Here is an 18,604-nt window from a genome sequence, read left to right on the forward strand (position 1 = left end):
GCCCATGGCGTGGCAGTTCCGCTTTCTATATCGACCCTGAAGACCGTTTCTTTACGAACGTGACGTGCTAAGCGCTCTGCGGTGGCCGACGCGTCTGAGGGCTGGGGAGGGGCGCAAGGCGCTCGGGCGCCTTGCGCGGATCAGGGACGACCGGGTGGCTCAGAATTCCTGCCACTGCGCGTCGTCCGGCGGCGTGGTCGCGCGTGGGACCGCGCGCAGCGGGGCCGCAGCCGGCCGTCGTGGCGTCGCCGCGGCTGCCACCGGGGCGGCCGCGGCAGGACGGCGTGCGGGCGCCGTTGCGACGCTCTCCGCCTTGGCGCCGGTCTCCAACTTGAACAGCGCCACGGCCTGATTGAGGTGGCCGGCCTGGTCTTCCATCGAGCGCGCCGCCGCGGTGGCCTCCTCGACCAGCGCGGCATTCTGCTGGGTCGCCTCGTCCATCTGGGTGATGGTCTGGTTGACCTGCTCGATGCCGGCCGATTGCTCCTGCGAGGCGGCGGCGATTTCGCCCATGATGTCGGTGACGCGCTGCACCGAGGCGACGATATCCTGCATGGTGGTGCCGGCCTGTTCGACCAGCGCCGAACCCTCGGCGACGCGCTCGACCGAATCGTCGATCAAGGTCTTGATCTCCCTGGCCGCATTCGACGAACGCTGGGCGAGGGTGCGCACTTCGCTGGCGACCACGGCGAAGCCGCGGCCATGTTCGCCGGCACGGGCCGCTTCCACCGCGGCATTCAAGGCCAGGATGTTGGTCTGGAAGGCGATGCCGTCGATGACGCCGATGATGTCGGCGATCTTGCGGGACGAGGTCTCGATGCCGCTCATCTTGTCCGAGACCTGGCTGGCCAGTGTGCCGCCCTGCGAGGCCACCGCGGCGGCGCCGGCGGCCAACTGGTTGGCCTGTCGCGCGTGCTCGGCGTTCTGCTTGACGGTGGAGGTCAGCTCCTCCATCGATGCGGCGGTCTCTTCCAGGCTGGCCGCCTGCTGCTCGGTGCGGCGCGCCAGGTCGTCGTTGCCGGCGGCGATCTCGGCCGCGGCCCCGTTGATGCTCATCGCGGCGGTCTGGATCCGCGTGACGATCGCCGCCAACTGCTCGGCGGTGGCATTGGCGTCGTCGCGCATGGTCGCGAACACACCCTGGAAGTCGCCGTGCATGCGCGCAGTCAGGTCGCCGGCGGCGATCGCCTGCAACAGCGTGGACAGCGCGTGCAGGTTGCCATCGGCGGTGGCCATCAACTGATTGAGACTTTCGACCATGAGGCGGAAGTCGTACTGGAAGCGCTCGGCATCGCCACGCACGCTGAAATCGCCCGCCGCGGCGGCGCCGGCCAGGTGCTTGATCTCGGTGTTCATCGCGGTGAGGTTGCGCTTGACCGTGTCCATCGTTTCGGTCAGCACCGCTTTTTCGCCGGGCAGCCGATCCATGTCCTCGGACAGGTCGCCGATGGCATAGCGGCCCATGATCTGCGTCAGGCGCATCTTTACCGCGATGTGCGAGGCGGCCAGGGCATTGCTGTCGTGGACCATGCGCCCGTAGTCGCCCGGGAAGGCGCGCTCGTCCATGCGGAAGCTGATCTCGCCGGCATCGTGGCGCTGGGCCATTTCCTTCTGCGCGTCGAGCACCGCGCGCAGCTGCTGCTGCATGCGCTGCAACGACCCCAGCAACTGTCCCAGCTCATCGTTGCGCGGGTACTGGATGCGGCTGTCCAGGCGGCCGGCGGCGACCGCACTGGATACTTCCACCGCACTGGCCAATGGCTTGACCACCAGACGCCGCAGCAGCAGGTACAGGCCGCCACTGAGCAGCAGCGCGGCGCACAGGCCGACGACGGCGATGGTCCACAGCAGGTGGTGCGCGGGCGCCATCAGCACCGCCTTCGGCACCGCCACGCTCAGCGCAAAGCGCTCCTGGGCCTGGCCGATCTGCAGCGGCACGTACACTTCCACGTCGGTGGCACCGGTCTGCGGATCCACGCTGTCGCGGCTGACGGTCCTGCCCTGGGCGATGTCGGCCAGCAAGGCGCGGGTGGCCGGATCCTGCAGCGTCTTGCCGACCAGCGCGGGATCGCGATCGGCGATGATGGCGCCGCCGGGCGAGAGCAGGCGCACGTGGCCGGCGCCGAGCGGGCGCAGCTTGGCCACGCGCTGCTGCAGCGCGGCCAGGCCGAAATCGGTGGTGACCACGCCCAGGAACTTGCCGTCTTCCAGGATCGGCGTGCTGACCGTGGTCATCAGCACCTTCTGTCCGGCGATCTCGTAATCGTAGGGTTCGGCGACGGTCGGGCGCAGCAGCTTGCGCGGATTCAGATACCAGTCGCCGGCGCCGGCCACGTCGTAGTCGCGCAGCGGATCGCGCACGAGTTTTCCGTTCTGCCAGGACCAGTACACCATGTAGCGGCCGCTGGCGTCGTGGCCTGCACTGTTGGCGTAGTCCGCGTCCTTGCCGTCCAGTGCCTGCGGCTCCCACAGCGTGCCGATGCCGGTCCAGTCCGGGTGCTGCTGCAGTTCGCGGCGCAGGCTGTCGCTGAACAGCTCGCGCGCCTTGTCCTGGCCGCGCTGGGCGAGCAGCGCATTGGCCAGCGCCTGGTTGGAGACAGCGGAGGCGCCGATGGTGTTGCCGATGCGCTCCGATTCCAGGCGCGCGGCGTCGGTCATGCCGACCTTGGCCGAGGCGAGCAGGGCGGAACTGCTGCGGGCGTAGATGATGGCGGCGGTAATGCCGAAGCACAGCAGGGCGATCGCGGCCACGCCCAACATCAGGCGGGTGGCGACACTGCTCGGGCGTGTGGAGGACGTCGTGGGCATCGCGGTCGTCTCGATGGGAGGAATGAAGCGCGCGCCGTCGTGGACTCCGACTGCCTCCTGGCGTGAGGCGGTCGGGGCAGGGGACGTGCGCGACGTCCTCGTTATCGGCACCGCGTCCCAGAAATGTAGTGTGCGTTGTGGTGTTTCCGCCGCCACGGCTGGCTGGCAGGTGCCGAACCGCTAGGAGTGCACCGCCATCTCGGGGATGCGGTACCAGGTGCAGGGACTGTCCTGCGAGGCGAGATGATCGATGAAGGTCCGTACCTTGGCCGACAGGTATTTCCGGCTTGGGTAGACCGCGTGCAGGGTGGCGCTGAACGTTGCCACCTCGGGGAGCACGGCGCGCAGCCGCCCTTGCATGACGTCGGCCAGCACCATCCACGCCGGCAGCATGGCAAATCCCATCCCCTCCAGGGCCGCCAGATGCAGGAGGGTCTCATTACCGCTGCGCATCACGGCGCGAAAGCGCACCGTCTCAGGTCCGTCCGCGCCATGGAACGTGATATCGGGTCCGATGTTGACGCCGCTGTAGAGCAACAGATTGTGGCCGTTGAGGTCCGCGATCCGTGCAATCTCGTCGGCGCTTTGGAGATAGGACGGCGCGGCGACCAGGCAGAAGTCGATGCGCCCGAGTGCGCGCGCGACCAGACCAGGATCGAGCCGTTCCGGCGTGGTCGCGCGCAGCGCAAGATCGAAGCCCTCGTCGACGAGATTGACCAGCCGACCACTCAGATCCAGATCGAGGCGTACCTCCGGATAACGCCGCTGGTAATCGGCCAGCATCGCGACGATCCGCGGGGTCGCGAGCCAGACCGGCGCGCTCACCTTGAGGGTTCCGCGAGGCGACACCGCGACATCGCTGAGCGCCGCCTCGACCTCGTCCAGGCCGTCGAGGGTCTGCCGCGCCTGGACCAGATAGAGCGCGCCGGCCTCGGTCAGGCTGACACGCCGGCTGGTGCGGTTGAGCAAGCGGATGCCCAGTCGATCCTCCAGGTGCTGCACATGCTTGCTGGCCATGGGGGTCGACAGGCCAAGACGGTTCGCAGCGGCGGTGAAACTTGCCAGCTCGGCCACCGCGCAAAAGACCCGCAAGCTCGTCAGCGTATCCATGGATCGTCAATCTAGAGGAAATGATTCTTCTACGGAAGGGTCGTTGTTCATCTGGAAAGAAAAGATGACCTTGTACGGACGCGGTGGCAACGCCCCGTGCCCCCCGGGCTGACAGCCTGGTTCGGACCATAGCGAGGGTCTCCATCGTGCGTGCAGGTCGTCTTCCTACCTATTTCGTCTGCCATGGAGGCGGTCCCTGGCCCTACATGACCGGCGCGTTCCGTCGTCATTTCGACAGGCTGGAGCAATCGCTGGTCGAGATGCGCGCGGACTTGCACGGCGCGCCGCAGGCGGTGCTCGTCATCTCCGGGCATTGGGACACGGACGGCTTTTCCGTCTCGTCCGGCGAACGGCCCGGCATGGTCTACGACTTTGGCGGCTTTCCGGAGCATCTCTACCGTATTCGTTATGCCGCGCCGGGGTCGCCAGCGCTGGCGCAGCGGGTCAAGACGCTGCTGGGCACCGCCGGCATGGAGGTCAGGCTCGATCCGGCGCGTGGCTTCGACCACGGCACTTTCAGCCTGATGAAGCCGCTCTATCCCGATGAGGACATCCCGGTCGTCCAGCTCTCGCTCGACAGCAGGTTCGATCCCGCGCTGCATATCGCCGTCGGTCGGGCGCTGGCGCCGCTGCGCGACGAAGGCGTGCTGATCGTCGGCAGCGGCCAGAGCTACCACAATCTTTCGAACATCGACGCGGCCGAGAGCCGCGAAGCCTCGCGCCAGTTCGACGACTGGCTGCAGCAGACCGTGGTCCATGCTGCGCCCGATGCCCGTGTCGCGCGATTGCTGCACTGGGAACAGGCACCGGCGGCGCGGAGAGCGCACCCACGCGAAGACCACCTGCTGCCGTTGATGGTGGCCGTCGGCGCCGCAGAGGACGACGCCGCGGCGCTCAGTTACCACCAACACGATTTCATCGATGGGATCACCGCGTCGAGTTTCCGCTTCGGCACGCTTCCTGCGGTTTTTTCCCGGAGCCAGTGACCATGACCGAGACCTTCAAGCCGATCGTCTACCTGAAGCAGCACTGCCCCTTCTGCATGAAGATCCGTGTGTTCATCCTGGAAGCGAATCTCGGGGCCGCGGTCGAGACGCGCGACTTCGCCAGCGGCACCCCGCAGGAAGACGCAATCCGCGCCGAGCTCGCGCCGCAGTTGAGCAGGGTCAGCTTCCCGGCGGCGCAGCTCCAGCCCGGCCAGTACATCGCCGAGTCGGACGACATCGTCGCGTCGCTCGCCCAGCGATTCGGCCGCGATCCAGCGGCAATGCCGGTCTACCGGAACTATGTCGCTGGCGCCCTGGCCGCATTGACGCGGCTCTGGAAGGAAAACATGGACCTCAAGACCGCCGCCGCCACAGCCTGACGCCCCCCCTGGATAGAGAGAAACGATCATGATCGACACCACCGTCTGGACGCCCCGCGTCCTCGCCGTTCTGCGCATCGTCGCCGCACTGCTGTTCCTCGAACACGCGACGATGAAGTTCTTCCAGTTTCCTGCCCCGGTTCCGGGTGTCGCCTATCCGCTGCCGACCATCATGCTGGTCGCCGGCGTCATCGAAATCGTCACCTCGTGCCTGATCGCGAGCGGCTACTACACCCGGATCGCCGCGTTCATCGCGTCGGGGGAAATGGCCGCCGCGTATTTCATGGTGCATCTGTCGATGGGGTTCTGGCCCGCGCTCAACATGGGCGAACCGGCCGTGCTGTTCTGCTTCATCTTTCTCTACCTCGCCTTTGCAGGCGCGGGGGCCTGGGCACTCGACAACGTCCTGCGCCCCGCATCGCGGCGCGTTGCGCTCGCCTGATTCCACCTCCTGCACCCACCGACCCGGCGCTCACGCAGCGCCCTTCACAGGAATACATCCCATGAAAGCGGTTCTTCTTACATCCTATGGCGACACTGACCGGTTCGTGTCCAGCGACACGGCCACGCCGGAACCCGGTCCGGGCGAGGTGCTGCTGCGCCTGCATGCCTCCGCCGTCAATCCGTTCGACCTCTCTCTGCGCCAGGGCTACTTTGCCGAGATGGTTCCCTTGCCGCTGCCGGCGATCCTGGGCAGCGATGCGGCCGGCGTGATCGCCAAGCTCGGCGAGGGCGTGAGCGGCTGGTCGGTGGGCGAGCGCGTCGTCGCCGACTTCCGGCACAACGGTCGCGGCGCCCATGCCGAGCAGGGCGTCGTGCCTGCCACCTCGATGGCACGGCTGTCGGAGGCGTTGAGCTTCGAACAGGGCGCTGCCTTGGTGAAGGCCGGCCTGATCGGCAGGCAGACGGTCGCGGCGCTGGGCATCAAGGCCGGCGACCGCGTGCTGGTGTCCGGTGCCTTGGGAGCGGCAGGCCGCGCCGCGGTGCAATACCTCCAGGAACTGGGCGCGCAGCCCGTGGCCGGGGTTCGCCCTGAGCGCCTCGCGGAGGCGCGTGCCTTGGCCGGCGACGCCATCGACATCACCATCGCCGCCGCCGCACCTGACGTCGACTTCGCGATCAGTACGGCGGCCCCGGTGGCGGGCAACCTGATCGGTCATGTGCGCGATGGCGGCACCATCGCCAGCATCGTGCCGGTGCCCGAAGGCGCCAATGCGATGGGCCGGGTGACGATTCTGGAACTCATTCATCAGACCGACGCGGCCACCTTGGATGCGGTCCTCGACGCGGCTGTACGCGGCGACCTGATCATCCCGATCGCGCAGATCGTTCCGCTGGAACACCTCGGTGCCGCGCACGCCGCCGTGGCAGCCGGCGCACCTGGCAAGGTGGTGTTGAAACACTGATCCGCGCGGGCGCCGCGCCGCACCAAGCGACCGCTCGAGCACCACGTTGGTCGAGGGCATCGACGCATCGCCCCTGCGACCGCAATGACGCCGGGTTCTTCCTGCCCGTGACTGCCATCGCCTGAAGACCCAAAAAAAGCCCCGGGAGCGCGTGCTCCCAGGGCTGTTTGACGCTGGATGGGCGGCCGCTGCGCGGGCTCAGAACTCCTGCCAGGTGTCGTCGCCGCCGGCGACGGCGACCGCACGCGCCGATGGCCGGACCGGGCGCGGGGCAGGCTTGGTCACCGGCTTGGCCGCCGGCCGGGCGATCGCGCGGACCGGCGCGCTCGGTGCGCTGGCGACCGCTGGCGGGGTGGCGTGGCTGCTGTTCGCCTCGATCTTGAACACGGCCACCGCCTGGCTCAGCTGGCCGGCCTGTTCCTCCATCGAGCGGGCGGCGGCGGTGGCTTCTTCGACCAGCGCGGCGTTCTGCTGGGTGGTCTCGTCCATCTGGGTGACGGTCTGGTTGACCTGCTCGATGCCGGCGGACTGTTCCTGCGAGGCGGCGGCGATCTCGCCCATGATGTCGGTGACACGCTGCACCGAGGTCACGATCTCCTGCATGGTCTTGCCCGCCTGGTCGACCAGCGCCGAGCCCTGGGCGACACGGCCGACGGAGTCGTCGATCAGACCCTTGATCTCCTTGGCGGCGTTGGCCGAGCGCTGGGCGAGGGTGCGCACCTCGCTGGCGACCACGGCGAAGCCGCGGCCCTGTTCGCCGGCACGGGCGGCTTCGACCGCGGCGTTGAGCGCCAGGATGTTGGTCTGGAACGCAATGCCGTCGATGACGCTGATGATGTCGGCGATCTTCTTCGACGAGGCCTCGATCCCGCTCATGGTCTCCACGACCTGGCCGACTACCGCGCCGCCCTGCGAGGCGACCGTGGCCGCACCGGTGGCGAGCTGGTTGGCCTGGCGGGCGTGTTCGGCGTTCTGCTTGACGGTGGAGGTCAGTTCCTCCATCGACGCAGCGGTTTCTTCCAGGCTGGCGGCCTGCTGTTCGGTGCGACGCGACAGGTCGTCGTTGCCGGCGGCGATCTCGCTGGCGGCGCCGTTGATGCTGACCGCGGCGGTCTGGATCCGCGCGACGATCGCCGCGAGTTGTTCGGCGGTGGCGTTGGCGTCGTCGCGCATGGTGGCGAACACGCCCTGGAACTGGCCGTGCATGCGCGCGGTCAGGTCGCCGGCGGCGATCGACTGCAACAGCGACGACAGCGCCTGCAGATTGCCGTCGGCGGTGGCCATCAGCTGGTTGAGGCTGTCGACCATCAGGCGGAAGTCGTACTGGAAGCGCTCGGCATCGCCGCGCACGCTGAAATCGCCTGCGGCTGCCGCGCCGGCCAGGTGCTTGATCTCGTGGTTCATCGCGGTGAGGTTCTGCTTCACCTTGTCCATGGTCTCGGTGAGCACGGCCTTTTCGCCGGGCAGGCGATCCATGTCGTCGGACAGGTCGCCGATGGCATAGCGGCCCATGATCTGCGCCAGGCGCAGCTTCACCGCGATGTGCGAGGCGGCCAGGGCGTTGCTGTCGCGGACCATGCGGCCGTAGTCGCCGGGGAACACGGTTTCGTCCATGCGGAAGCTGATCTGGCCGGCGTCGTGGCGCTGGGCCATCTCGGCCTGCGCGGCGAGCACCGACTGCAACTGGCTCTGCATCTTGTCCATGCTCAGCAGCAGCACGCCGGCCTCGTCCTTGCTGCGCAGGTCGATCGCATTGTCCAGCTTGCCGCGGGCGATGGCATCGGCCACGCCGATCGCGGTGCCGAGACGCTTGAGCAACTGCCGGCGGATCACGATCGCCAGGCCGATCGCGGCCACGATCACCAGCAGGTTGCCCAGCAGCACCGCCCACTTGTTCTGCGCGCGCACGGCGATCAGGGTGTCGGTGCGCTTGGCCAGCAGGCCGCGCTCTTCATTACTGAAGTCGCCGAGCAGGCCGCGGATCTCCTGCATCGCCTTGCGGTCGCGGGCCTGGCCGAATTCCGCGGCGATCTTCGCCGGGTCGTTGGATTGGGTGCGCAGCGCGATGATCTGCTTCTCGATGCCGACCAGATCGTCGAACGCCGCGTGCACCTTCTCCAGCCGCGCCTGCTGACGTGGATTGTCAGCGGTCAGGCGCTTGGCCTCGGCGAAATTCTTTTCGAACCCGGCAACGCCCGCGGTGAACGGTTGCAGATGCTGCTGCTCGCCCGCCAGCAGATAGCCACGCGAGCCGGTCTCCACGTTGAGGGCATCGATTTCCATCATGTCGCCGGTGGCCATCACCTTGTAGGTGTGGTCGTTCATGTCGGCGGCGCTGTTGAGCGAAGAAAGGCTGCTCAGGCTGATCGAGCCGATGATCACCGTGATCAGCACGATGACGGCAAAGCTGAGCGCGAGCCTGGCGGAGAGACTGAGATTCTTGAGCGTCATCGTTGTAGTCCTGATGGGTGAAGCGTTGGGGATGGCGTACCCCTTGCCTGAGTCGATGTCCGCGGAGGCGTCGGGCGCTGCCTTATCTATTTCGTCTGTGAATCAAAAACATTCAATTGATAGTTTTCGTCGAATTAATAGGTTTTGAAGATCGAAACGAATGGTTCAGTTGCGTCTGTCTTGCTTTAGCCCGTTCTCAGTCAATCTTGTTCAAATTTGTAGACAATTTGTGTACGCAAGTCTCGTATCGGCGTGTCCTCGGTCTTCTTTAGGAGGTAGTGGCGCGCATTTAGCTTGTTTTCACTTTGTTTTCACGCGAACGTGGATAGGGCTCACGCTCTGCGAGCGCCGCATATCCGCGCGCGACCTTTCGGCAGCGTGGGACGCACAAAAAAGCCCGGGAGCGCGCGCCCCCGGGCTTGATTCAGGTGCTCCGGATGCCTTTGGTGAAGGGCGTCAGAACTCCTGCCAGTCACCGCCCGCGACGGCAGCCGGGACGACAGCGGCAGTGCGGTGCGTGGTCGCCGGTGGCGCAGGCTTGCGGATCGGCCGCGGTGCGCCGACGCTGGCGCGTGCCGGTGCCGGTGCCGGTGCCGGTGCCGGCGCGCGGTTGGGCGCGGCCGGTGCCTGCTGGTCGATCTTGAACAGGGCCACCGCCTGGCTCAGCTGGCCGGCCTGATCCTCCATCGAGCGTGCGGCCGCGGTGGCTTCTTCGACCAGGGCGGCGTTCTGCTGGGTGGCTTCGTCCATCTGCATCACGGTCTGGTTGACCTGTTCGATGCCGGCCGACTGTTCCTGCGAGGCCGCGGAGATCTCGCCCATGATGTCGGTGACGCGCTGCACCGAGGCGACGATCTCGTGCATGGTCCTGCCGGCCTGGTCGACCAGGGCCGAGCCCTGGGCGACGCGGCCGACCGAGTCGTCGATCAGGTCCTTGATCTCCTTGGCCGCGTTCGACGAGCGCTGGGCGAGAGTGCGCACTTCGCTGGCGACCACCGCGAAACCACGGCCCTGTTCCCCGGCACGCGCGGCTTCCACCGCAGCGTTGAGCGCGAGGATGTTGGTCTGGAAGGCGATGCCGTCGATGACCGAGATGATGTCGGCGATCTTGCGCGAGGAGGCTTCGATGCCGCTCATGGTCTGCACCACTTGGCCGACCACGTCGCCGCCTTGCGAGGCGACCGAGGCCGCGCCGGTGGCGAGTTGGTTGGCCTGGCGCGCGTGCTCGGCGTTCTGCTTGACCGTGGAGGTCAGTTCTTCCATCGAGGCGGCGGTTTCTTCCAGGCTGGCGGCCTGCTGCTCGGTGCGGCGCGACAGGTCGTCGTTGCCGGTGGCGATCTCGCTGGCGGCGGCATTGATGCTGACCGCGGCGGTCTGGATGCGCGCGACGATGGCGGCCAGTTGTTCGGTGGTGGCGTTGGCGTCGTCGCGCATGGTGGCGAACACGCCCTGGAACTGGCCGTGCATACGCGCGGTCAGGTCGCCGGCGGCGATCGACTGCAGCAGCGACGACAGCGCCTGCAGGTTGCCGTCGGCCGTAGCCATCAACTGGTTGAGGCTGTCGACCATCAGGCGGAAGTCGTACTGGAAGCGCTCGGCGTCGCCGCGCACGCTGAAATCGCCGGCCGCCGCGGCGCCGGCCAAGTGCTTGATCTCGGTGTTCATCGCGGTCAGGTTGTGCTTGACCGTGTCCATCGTCTCGGTGAGTCGGGCCTTCTCGCCGGGCAGGCGGTCCATGTCCTCGGACAGGTCGCCGATGGCGTAGCGGCCCATGATCTGCGCCAGGCGCTCGGTCACCGCGATGTGCGCGGCGGCCAGGGCGTTGCTGTCGCGGACCATGCGCCCGTAGTCGCCGGGGAAGGTACTTTCGTCCATGCGGTAGCTGATCTGGCCGGCGTCGTGGCGCTGCGCCATCTCGGCCTGCGCGGCGAGCACGGCCTGCAACTGCTGCTGCATGCGTCCCATGGCGTTCAACAGGCGGCCGGTCTCGTCGCGGGCATCGGTGCGCACGGCATTGTCCATGTGGCCATCGGCGATGGACTCGGCGGTGCGGGTGGCCAGGCGCAGCGGCGCGGTCAGGCTGCGGGTGATGGTCAGCGCCAGCAATGCACTGAGCACCAGGGCCAGGACGGTGCCACCGATCAGCAGCATGCGGCCACGGTGCATCGCCTCCAGCGCCGCCTGGTAGCCGCTGGCGGCCTGCGACTTCTGCCGTTCGGCGAACTCGCGAATCTTGCCCTGCCACGCCAGGGTCGCCGGCAGCGCCTCGCGATTCAGCATCTCCAAGGCCTGGGCGTTCTCGCCCTTTTGGCCCAGCGCGACGATGGCGTCGTTGATCTTCTTGGCGGCGGCACGCTTGGCGTCCATGTCGGCACGGATGGCACGGCCGGCCGGCGTGCTGGACAGCTTGTCCATCTTGGTGCGGGCCTCGGCGTAGCGCTCGCGCTGGCGGTTGAACGTGTCCAGCGCCTCTTGCCGCATCGTCGCGTTGGTGGAGGTGGTATAGGTGCTCAGCGCCACCAGCACGGAAGCATTGGCGTCGAGCATCTGGTTGCTGAATTCGATCTTCGCCATGCGGTCCAGCACGATCATGTCCAACTGCTTGCGCGCGTCGGCCATGCCGGACAGCCCGATGATCACCAGGATCACCGAAAGAACAATCAGCAGGCCGAAGGCCGCCGACAGGCGGACACCGACGTTGTAGCGTTGCAGAAAGCGGGTCATTTCACATCTCCAAGGGGCAAAAAGGCGGCTCGGCGCGCAGGGATGCGACGTCGGCGGTTGACGCGGGCAGAGAGACACGGCGTGCGTTGGAGACGTCGGCAGTCACATGGCGTGATGACCGGCGACGCCTCGGGCAGGGCGTGCGAAAGCGCCGCAATCGCGACGGTGACCATGGCGTTGGCATGCCCGATCCGCACCTGGAATCGCCTGTGGCGACGACCGGTCGTATCGGTGGATGCGTCCTGGTGTCGCAAGATCGCATGCATGCTGGGCCCCCGTGTACGAGTGAAGAAACGACGCGTGTTGCGGTGCGCCGGGGATCCGGGGTGTGGTGCGACCTGGACGAAGCGTGTGGCGAAAAACTGCAAGTCGAGCCTGCGCGCATGGCATGCATGCGCGAAAAGATCAGTCGTCAGGGCTTGCCACCTTCCCCCGTTTGGTATTCGACTTCAGCGACCGGCGTGTCTGCCGATCGTTCCCTCTGAAGCGCCGGTGGACCTCCCCAGGCCGTGCCGGCACGCACCGATGTAGACAAAAAGCGTGCGCTTGATGTTGTATCGACAGGCGCAGGGAATTCTTTAGCGCCGCATGCAGCGCACATCGCGCCTGTCCGCGGCGACCATGGGAACAGCTGGGGTTGCAGCGCGCACCGCAAACAAAAAGCCCCGGCATCGCTGCCGGGGCTCGTGTGGGACGTGACGCGGGAGGGCGGGGCGATCAGGCCGCCTGCTGCACCCGCAGCGAGCGCACCAGACCGCCGATGTCCACGATCAGGGCGACGCGGCCGTCGCCGAGGATGGTGGCACCGGAGATGCCGCTGATGCGCCGGTAGTTGTTCTCGATGTTCTTGACCACCACCTGCTGCTGGCCGATCAGCTCGTCCACTTCCAGCGCCAGCTTCTGCCCGTCGGCCTCGACCACCACCACCAGCGGTTCTTCGCTCTGCTCGATGCGGCCGAAGCCGTAGGAGTCGCTGAGCGAGAGGATCGGCAGGTACTCGCCACGGACCCGCAGCACGCGGCCTTCGCCGGCCATGGTGCGGATGTCGTCGGCCTTGGGCTGCAGCGCCTCGATGACGTAGGCCAGCGGCAGGATCAGGGTTTCGCCGGACACCGCCACGGTCATGCCGTCCAGGATCGCCAGGGTCAGCGGCAGGCGGATCAGCACGCGGGTGCCGCGGCCGGATTCGCTTTCCAACTGCACTTCGCCGCCCAGGCCCTGGATGTTGCGGCGGACCACGTCCATGCCGACGCCACGGCCGGACAGGTCGGTGACCGCGTCGGCGGTGGAGAAGCCCGGGGCGAAGATCAGGTCCCAGACCTGCGCATCGCTCGGGTTGTCCGGCACCGCGATGCCGCGTTCGGCGGCCTTGGCCAGGATGCGGTTGCGGTTGAGGCCGGCGCCGTCGTCGCTGACTTCGATGACGATGTGTCCGCCCTGGTGCGAGGCCGCCAGGGTGATGGTGCCGGTCTCGTCCTTGCCGGCGGCGCGGCGCGCCTCCGGCAGTTCCAGGCCGTGGTCGATGGAGTTGCGCACCAGGTGCACCAGCGGATCGGCGATCTTCTCGATCAGGCCCTTGTCCAGCTCGGTGCCCTCGCCGATCGTGCGCAGGCGCACCTGCTTGCCGAGGCGGGTGGAGAGGTCGCGGACCAGGCGCGGGAAGCGGCGGAACACCGCGTCCACCGGCAGCATGCGCACGCCGATCACCGCTTCCTGCAGGTCGCGGGTGTTGCGTTCGAGCAGGTCCAGGCCGGCGAACAAGCGCTCGGCCACGGCCTGGTCCAGACCGGTGGAGACCTGCTTGAGCATGGCCTGGGTGATGACCAGTTCGCCGACCAGGTTGATCAGCGCATCGACCTTGTCGACGCTGACGCGAATCGAGCTTTCCGCTTCGTGCGCGGCGGCGGCGTTGCCGGCCGGGGCGTTGGCGGCCACTGCGGCGGCCGGCGCGGCGGTGGCGGCGGTCGGCGGCGCGGTCAGCACCGGCGCCGGCGCGGTGGCCAGGCTCGGCGGCGGCACCGGACGGATCTCCAGTTCGCAATCGTCGATGACCCAGGCGAAGGTGTCTTCGATGGCGCTGCGCGGAATCTTGCCGACCAGGCCCAGGTCCCAGGCCAGGTAGGCCTCGAGCGGGTCGAGTTCGGCGAAGCCGGGCATGCGCGTGGTGCGGCAGGCGACCTGCAGCGGGCCGAGGTGTTCGAGTTCGCGGATGATGCGCAGCGGGTCGTTGCCGCTCATGAACAGCGACGGCGCCGGGGTGAAGCCGATCTGCCAGGCTTCCGGCTCGGCCGGCTGGTTCGCCGCCGGGGTGGCCGCGGCCGGTGCGGCCGGGCCGCCGTTCAGCGCGTGCTGCAAACGCTCGTGCACGGCCTTGACCGCGGCCGGGTCGGCCGGGACGCCGTGCTCGGCTTCGCGCAGCAGGGCGCGCAGCACGTCCACCGAGCCGAGGATGGCGTCGATCGCGTGCGCCTCGACCTCGCGCTTGCCGGCGCGCAGCTCGTCGAGCAGCGTCTCCAGCACGTGGGTGAGCCCGGCCATCGCCTCGAAGCCGAAGGTGGCGGCGCCGCCCTTGATCGAGTGCGCGGCGCGGAACACCGAGTTGATGGTCTCGGGGTCGCGATTGCCTTCTTCCAACGACAGCAATCCGGCTTCCATCGCATCCAGCCCTTCGCGGCTTTCCTCGAAGAAGGTGGCGTGGAAACGTTGCAGGTCCATGCTCATGGGGCGGGAATCCGGAAAAGGAGGGAAGGGATCAGCCCAGGACTTTCTGGACGGTGGCGATCAGCTGTTCGGGATTGAACGGCTTGACCAACCAGCCGGTGGCGCCGGCGGCCTTGCCCTCGGATTTCTTTTCCGCCGCCGACTCGGTGGTCAGCATCAGCATCGGGGTGAACTTGTAGTCCGGCAGCTGCCGCAGTTCGCGGATCAGGGTGATGCCGTCCATGTTCGGCATGTTGACGTCGGTGACCACCGCGTTGAAGCGCTGGCCCTTGGCACGGCCCAGTGCGACCGCGCCGTCTTCGGCTTCTTCGACGGCAAAGCCGGCCGAGGTGAGGGCGAAGGAGACCATCTGGCGCATCGACGCCGAATCGTCCACAACCAAGATACGTGCGCTCATGCCGCGTTCTCCACAGATTTCAGATTGTCAGGGGTTGCAGGAAGGCCCAGCGATTCGCTGACCCCTAGCAGGCGGGCCGCGTCGCGGAAGGTCGCGTTGCAGGCCTCGAATTCGGTGCGCTTGCCGTCCTTGCGGCGGGCATCGACGAATGCGCACAGCACCTGGACCGACGCGGTATGGACGCGGCGGACCTCGCCGGCATCCAGCCGCAGCACGTCGTCCGACGCAAGGAACGCGGTCAGGCGTTGTTTCAGGTCGGCGCTGGTCTCGATACCGAGATCCTCGCCAAGGGGGACTGTGCTCATCACTACTCCGCACCAATGGTTCTATGGCAGATAACGGCCGTGGCCTGAAAAGCTTTAGCGGCGGTTGGAAAGTGCGGCACCGTTCGCAGTTGCCGCCCGCCGGCCCGGGTCAGTGCAGCAGTTGCTCGGCGTCGAGCAGGATCATCGGCTGTTGCGCAAGCCGCGCCACGCCGCGGAACAGATGGTTGGAAATGCGGCAGATGCGGGCGTTGTCCGGCGGCTCGATCTGCTGGTCGCTGAGGCTGGCCACGTCTTCCACCGCCGACACGCGCAGGCCCAGGGTCTCGCCGTTCTCTTCCAGCACCACCACCCGGGTCTGCATGTCCATCTCGATCGGGGCCGCGCCCAGGTGCACGCCGAGGTCGAGCACCGGCACCACCTGGCCACGCAGGTTCATGATGCCGAGCATCGCCGGCGGGGTGCCGCGCAGGGCCAGCAGCGGCACCGGCAGCACCACTTCCTGCACCTTCAGCAGCTCCAGCGCGTAGGCTTGCTCGCCGCAGCGCAGGCGCAGCCAGCGGGTGCGGCGCTCGGACAGGCGGTCGGGGGCGATGGCCGAGCCGTGCGGCACGCTCGGGGCCATGAAGGACTGCAGGTTCGGCGGCAGCTTGGCGCCGGCGGCCTGGGCGCGGCTGGCCTCGGCGCGGCGTTCCGGCGGCACCGCCATCGGCGGGCGCTTGATTGCGCGCGCGGCGGCGGCGTCGTCTTCGGCGGCCAGGTCGCGCGGCACGGCGGCACGCTGCCGTTCCATCGCCGCGACCGCGTCCAGGTCGGCCTGGCGCTCGGCCTGCTGGGCCGGGGTCAACGCGACAGGCGCGGGCGCGTCCTGCGACATGATGCCGGCCAGGGCCGGATCGGAGTCGGCTTCGGCCAGGACGGCGGCGGCGATCTGTTCGGGCGTCGGGCCGGTCGGGGCGGGTGCGAGCGCTTGCTGCGACATGATGCCGGCCAGGGCGGGATCGGAATCGGCTTCGGCCAGGACCGCGGCCGCGATCTGTTCGGGCGTCGGACCAGTCGGCGCGGGTGCCAGCGCCTGCTGCGACATGATGCCGGCCAGGGCCGGGTCGGAGTCGGCTTCGGCCACGACGGCGGCAGCGATTTCTTCGGGCGTCGGACCAGCCGGCGCGGGTGCCAGCGCCTGCTGCGACATGATGCCGGCCAGGGCCGGATCGGAATCGGCTTCGGCCAGGACCGCGGCCGCGATTTCTTCGGGCGTCGGGCCGGCCGGCGGGGGCGCGAGCGCCTGCTGCGACATGATGCCGGCCAGGGCCGGGTCGGAGTCGGCTTCGGCCAGGACCGCGGCAGCGATCTGTTCGGGGGTCGGGCCGGCGGGGGCGGATGCCAGCGCTTGCTGCGACATGATGCCGGCCAGGGCCGGATCGGAATCGGCTTCGGCCAGGACCGCGGCCGCGATCTGCTCGGGCGTCGGACCGGCCGCGGCCGGGGCCGGCGCGGGCGTCTCGGTTTGCGCCTGCACGTCGGCGACCGCGACCGGCGCGGGGCTCGGCGGCACGGACTTCTGCTCCTCCGCGATCACGTCGTGGAGCAGGCCTTCCAGATAATCGTCGATGATGCCGGGAGTGCTCATGCGGCTTGCTCCATCGGCGTCGCATCGCTGGCCACCAGCCATTCCAGCGCGCGGCGGTAGGCGGCCAGGCCGCGGCCGGGGTAGTCGCCGGGCACGCCGGCCACCGTCAGCGCCTTGACGTTGCAGATCTTGGTGTCGACCGGGATGGCGTCTTCCCAGACCCGCTCGCCGTAGCTGTCCTGCATCTGCCGCAGGGTCTCGTTGCCGGCGCGGGTGCGCTTGTCGAACAGGGTCGGCAGGATCGAGGCGGGCAGGGGGCGGCGGCGCGAACGCTCGACCATGTCCACGGTACGGACCATGCTGGCCAGGCCGTGCAGGGCCAGCGGCTCGGCCTGGGTCGGGATGATCACGCGGTCGGCCGCGGCCAGCGCGTTGATCATCAGCAGGCCCAGGGTCGGCGGGCAGTCGAGCAGGATGTAGTCGTGCTGGCCGGCGTGGCGGGCCATGGCCTGCTGCAGCGCCAGGCCCAGGCCGGGCTGGTTGGCGCTGCGCCGTTCCAGGGTGGCCAGCGCGGTCTGCCCGCAGACGAAGCTCAGGCGCTCGACCGCGGTGTCGCGGGCCAGCGCGGCGAGTTCGCCCGGCGGCGTCCCGAACAGATCCAGCACGCCCGGCGGCTGCGGTTCCTGCGGCACGTCGAAGGCCCGGGTCAGCGAGGCGTGCGGATCGAGATCGAGCATCAGCACGCGGTGCCCGAGCATGGCCAGCCCACGGCCCAGGGCCAGCGTGGTGGTGGTCTTGCCCACGCCACCTTTCTGGTTGGCGATCGCCCAGATGCGCATCAGTTGACTCCTTCAATGGCAGGTACTGCGCGGGACCCAACGGCGCTGCCGGGGGCCGCCGCGGCGGGGGGTGTCGGGGTGGCCGGCGCGGCGCCGGCGCTGAGACGGTCGGGGGCCGACGGCGTCGTATCGCTGCTGTCGCCGGAATCGGCCAGGATCACCAGCACCACGCGGCGGTTGGCGTTGCGGCCGGCCGGGGTGTCGTTGCTGGCGCGCGGGCGGAACTGGCCGTAGCCGATCATCGACAGTCGCGAGGGTTGCAGGCCCTGGTCGGCGAACAGGTGGACCACGCTGGCCGCGCGCGCCGCCGACAGTTCCCAGTTCGACGGGAACTGCGCGGTGGCGATCGGGGTGTTGTCGGTATAGCCCTCCACACGCACCCCGTTGGGCACGCCGGACAGCACCTGCGCCAGTTCCGCCAGGGTGGCGCGTGCGCTCTGGTCGAGCGCGGCCGAGCCGGAGCCGAACAGGATGTCGCTGTTGATCTCCACTTCGATCCACAGCCCGGCGCGGCGCACGGTGATCAGCTTCTTCTGGATCAGCGGCGCCAGCGCGGCGCCGAGGCGGTCGGCGATGCTGTCGAGCTGGCGTTGCGCGCGGCGCAACTGCTGCGCGTCGCGCAGGTCGTCGCCGCGCTGCGCGGTGCCGGTAGGCAGGCGGTTGGGGTCGGGCAGGGTCAGCGCCGGGCTGGACTTGATCGGGGTCGGCCGCTCGCCGCCCTGGCCCTGCAGCGCGTGGTCGCCGACCTGCACCGGACGCAGGGTCGTCGGGGTACCGCCGAACGCCGCGCTCATCGCATCGGCCATGACCCGGTACTTGGCTTCGTTGATCGTGGACAGCGCGTACATCACCACGAAGAAGGCGAGCAGCAACGTCATCAGGTCGGCATAGGGGATGGCCCATGCCTCGTGGTTGGCGTGCTCGTCGTGGGAGTGCTTGCGGGCCATTG

14 protein-coding genes are annotated in these 18,604 nt (G+C 68.4%); 4 read left to right on the plus strand and 10 right to left on the minus strand.

The features are described 5' to 3' along the window. Window positions 1-159 precede the first annotated feature (159 nt). Together AC1PLR_RS09730 and AC1PLR_RS09735 are read right to left on the minus strand one after the other, a co-directional pair. Window positions 160-2,808 carry a methyl-accepting chemotaxis protein gene (locus tag AC1PLR_RS09730; protein ID WP_481103404.1) on the minus strand — a complete coding sequence of 883 codons (2,649 nt, stop codon included), beginning with the start codon at window positions 2,806-2,808 and terminating at the stop codon, window positions 160-162. Window positions 2,809-2,988: 180 nt separating this feature from the next. Then, window positions 2,989-3,918 (minus strand): LysR family transcriptional regulator, encoded by a 930-nt coding sequence (locus AC1PLR_RS09735; protein ID WP_481103405.1) that lies wholly within the window; start codon window positions 3,916-3,918, stop codon window positions 2,989-2,991. Window positions 3,919-4,124: 206 nt separating this feature from the next. Here AC1PLR_RS09735 and AC1PLR_RS09740 point away from each other — a divergent pair, with 206 nt between their 5' ends. The 4 genes from AC1PLR_RS09740 (at window position 4,125) to AC1PLR_RS09755 (ending at window position 6,690) form a co-directional block, all read left to right on the plus strand. Then, the gene (locus AC1PLR_RS09740) at window positions 4,125-4,904 is read left to right on the plus strand and encodes a DODA-type extradiol aromatic ring-opening family dioxygenase (RefSeq protein WP_481103406.1); all 780 of its coding nucleotides are present in this window, start codon (window positions 4,125-4,127) and stop codon (window positions 4,902-4,904) included. Window positions 4,905-4,906: 2 nt separating this feature from the next. Then, entirely contained in the window at window positions 4,907-5,284 is a 378-nt protein-coding gene (locus AC1PLR_RS09745; protein ID WP_481103407.1) for a glutathione S-transferase N-terminal domain-containing protein, read from the plus strand. Window positions 5,285-5,312: 28 nt separating this feature from the next. Further along, window positions 5,313-5,726 carry a DoxX family protein gene (locus tag AC1PLR_RS09750; protein WP_481103408.1) on the plus strand — a complete coding sequence of 138 codons (414 nt, stop codon included), beginning with the start codon at window positions 5,313-5,315 and terminating at the stop codon, window positions 5,724-5,726. A 61-nt stretch (window positions 5,727-5,787) separates the two neighbouring features. Beyond that, window positions 5,788-6,690, plus strand: a complete 903-nt coding sequence (locus AC1PLR_RS09755) for an NADP-dependent oxidoreductase (protein ID WP_481103409.1) — start codon at window positions 5,788-5,790, stop codon at window positions 6,688-6,690. Window positions 6,691-6,888: 198 nt separating this feature from the next. Here the strand turns inward: AC1PLR_RS09755 and AC1PLR_RS09760 are convergent, their stop codons facing one another. From AC1PLR_RS09760 to motD, 8 genes are all read right to left on the minus strand, one after another. Then, entirely contained in the window at window positions 6,889-9,141 is a 2,253-nt protein-coding gene (locus AC1PLR_RS09760) for a methyl-accepting chemotaxis protein (protein ID WP_481103410.1), read from the minus strand. Between the two features lie 456 nt (window positions 9,142-9,597). Continuing rightward, window positions 9,598-11,865 (minus strand): methyl-accepting chemotaxis protein, encoded by a 2,268-nt coding sequence (locus AC1PLR_RS09765; RefSeq protein ID WP_481103411.1) that lies wholly within the window; start codon window positions 11,863-11,865, stop codon window positions 9,598-9,600. 717 nt (window positions 11,866-12,582) lie between these two features. After that, the gene (locus AC1PLR_RS09770) at window positions 12,583-14,586 is read right to left on the minus strand and encodes a chemotaxis protein CheA (protein ID WP_481103412.1); all 2,004 of its coding nucleotides are present in this window, start codon (window positions 14,584-14,586) and stop codon (window positions 12,583-12,585) included. Window positions 14,587-14,617: 31 nt separating this feature from the next. Further along, window positions 14,618-14,983, minus strand: a complete 366-nt coding sequence (locus AC1PLR_RS09775; protein ID WP_010341778.1) for a response regulator — start codon at window positions 14,981-14,983, stop codon at window positions 14,618-14,620. Next, window positions 14,980-15,288 carry an STAS domain-containing protein gene (locus AC1PLR_RS09780; protein WP_209248374.1) on the minus strand — a complete coding sequence of 103 codons (309 nt, stop codon included), beginning with the start codon at window positions 15,286-15,288 and terminating at the stop codon, window positions 14,980-14,982. Before AC1PLR_RS09780 ends, AC1PLR_RS09775 begins: the two co-directional genes overlap by 4 nt. Before the next feature lie 109 nt (window positions 15,289-15,397). Next, the gene (locus AC1PLR_RS09785; protein ID WP_481103413.1) at window positions 15,398-16,876 is read right to left on the minus strand and encodes a chemotaxis protein CheW; all 1,479 of its coding nucleotides are present in this window, start codon (window positions 16,874-16,876) and stop codon (window positions 15,398-15,400) included. After that, a complete protein-coding gene (locus AC1PLR_RS09790) occupies window positions 16,873-17,655 on the minus strand; it encodes a ParA family protein (protein ID WP_209029213.1) in 783 nt (260 codons plus the stop codon). Before AC1PLR_RS09790 ends, AC1PLR_RS09785 begins: the two co-directional genes overlap by 4 nt. After that, entirely contained in the window at window positions 17,655-18,602 is a 948-nt protein-coding gene (motD, locus tag AC1PLR_RS09795; protein WP_481103414.1) for a flagellar motor protein MotD, read from the minus strand. Before motD ends, AC1PLR_RS09790 begins: the two co-directional genes overlap by 1 nt. Window positions 18,603-18,604 lie beyond the last annotated feature (2 nt).

The organism is Xanthomonas sp. NCPPB 3570, from assembly GCF_056725115.1.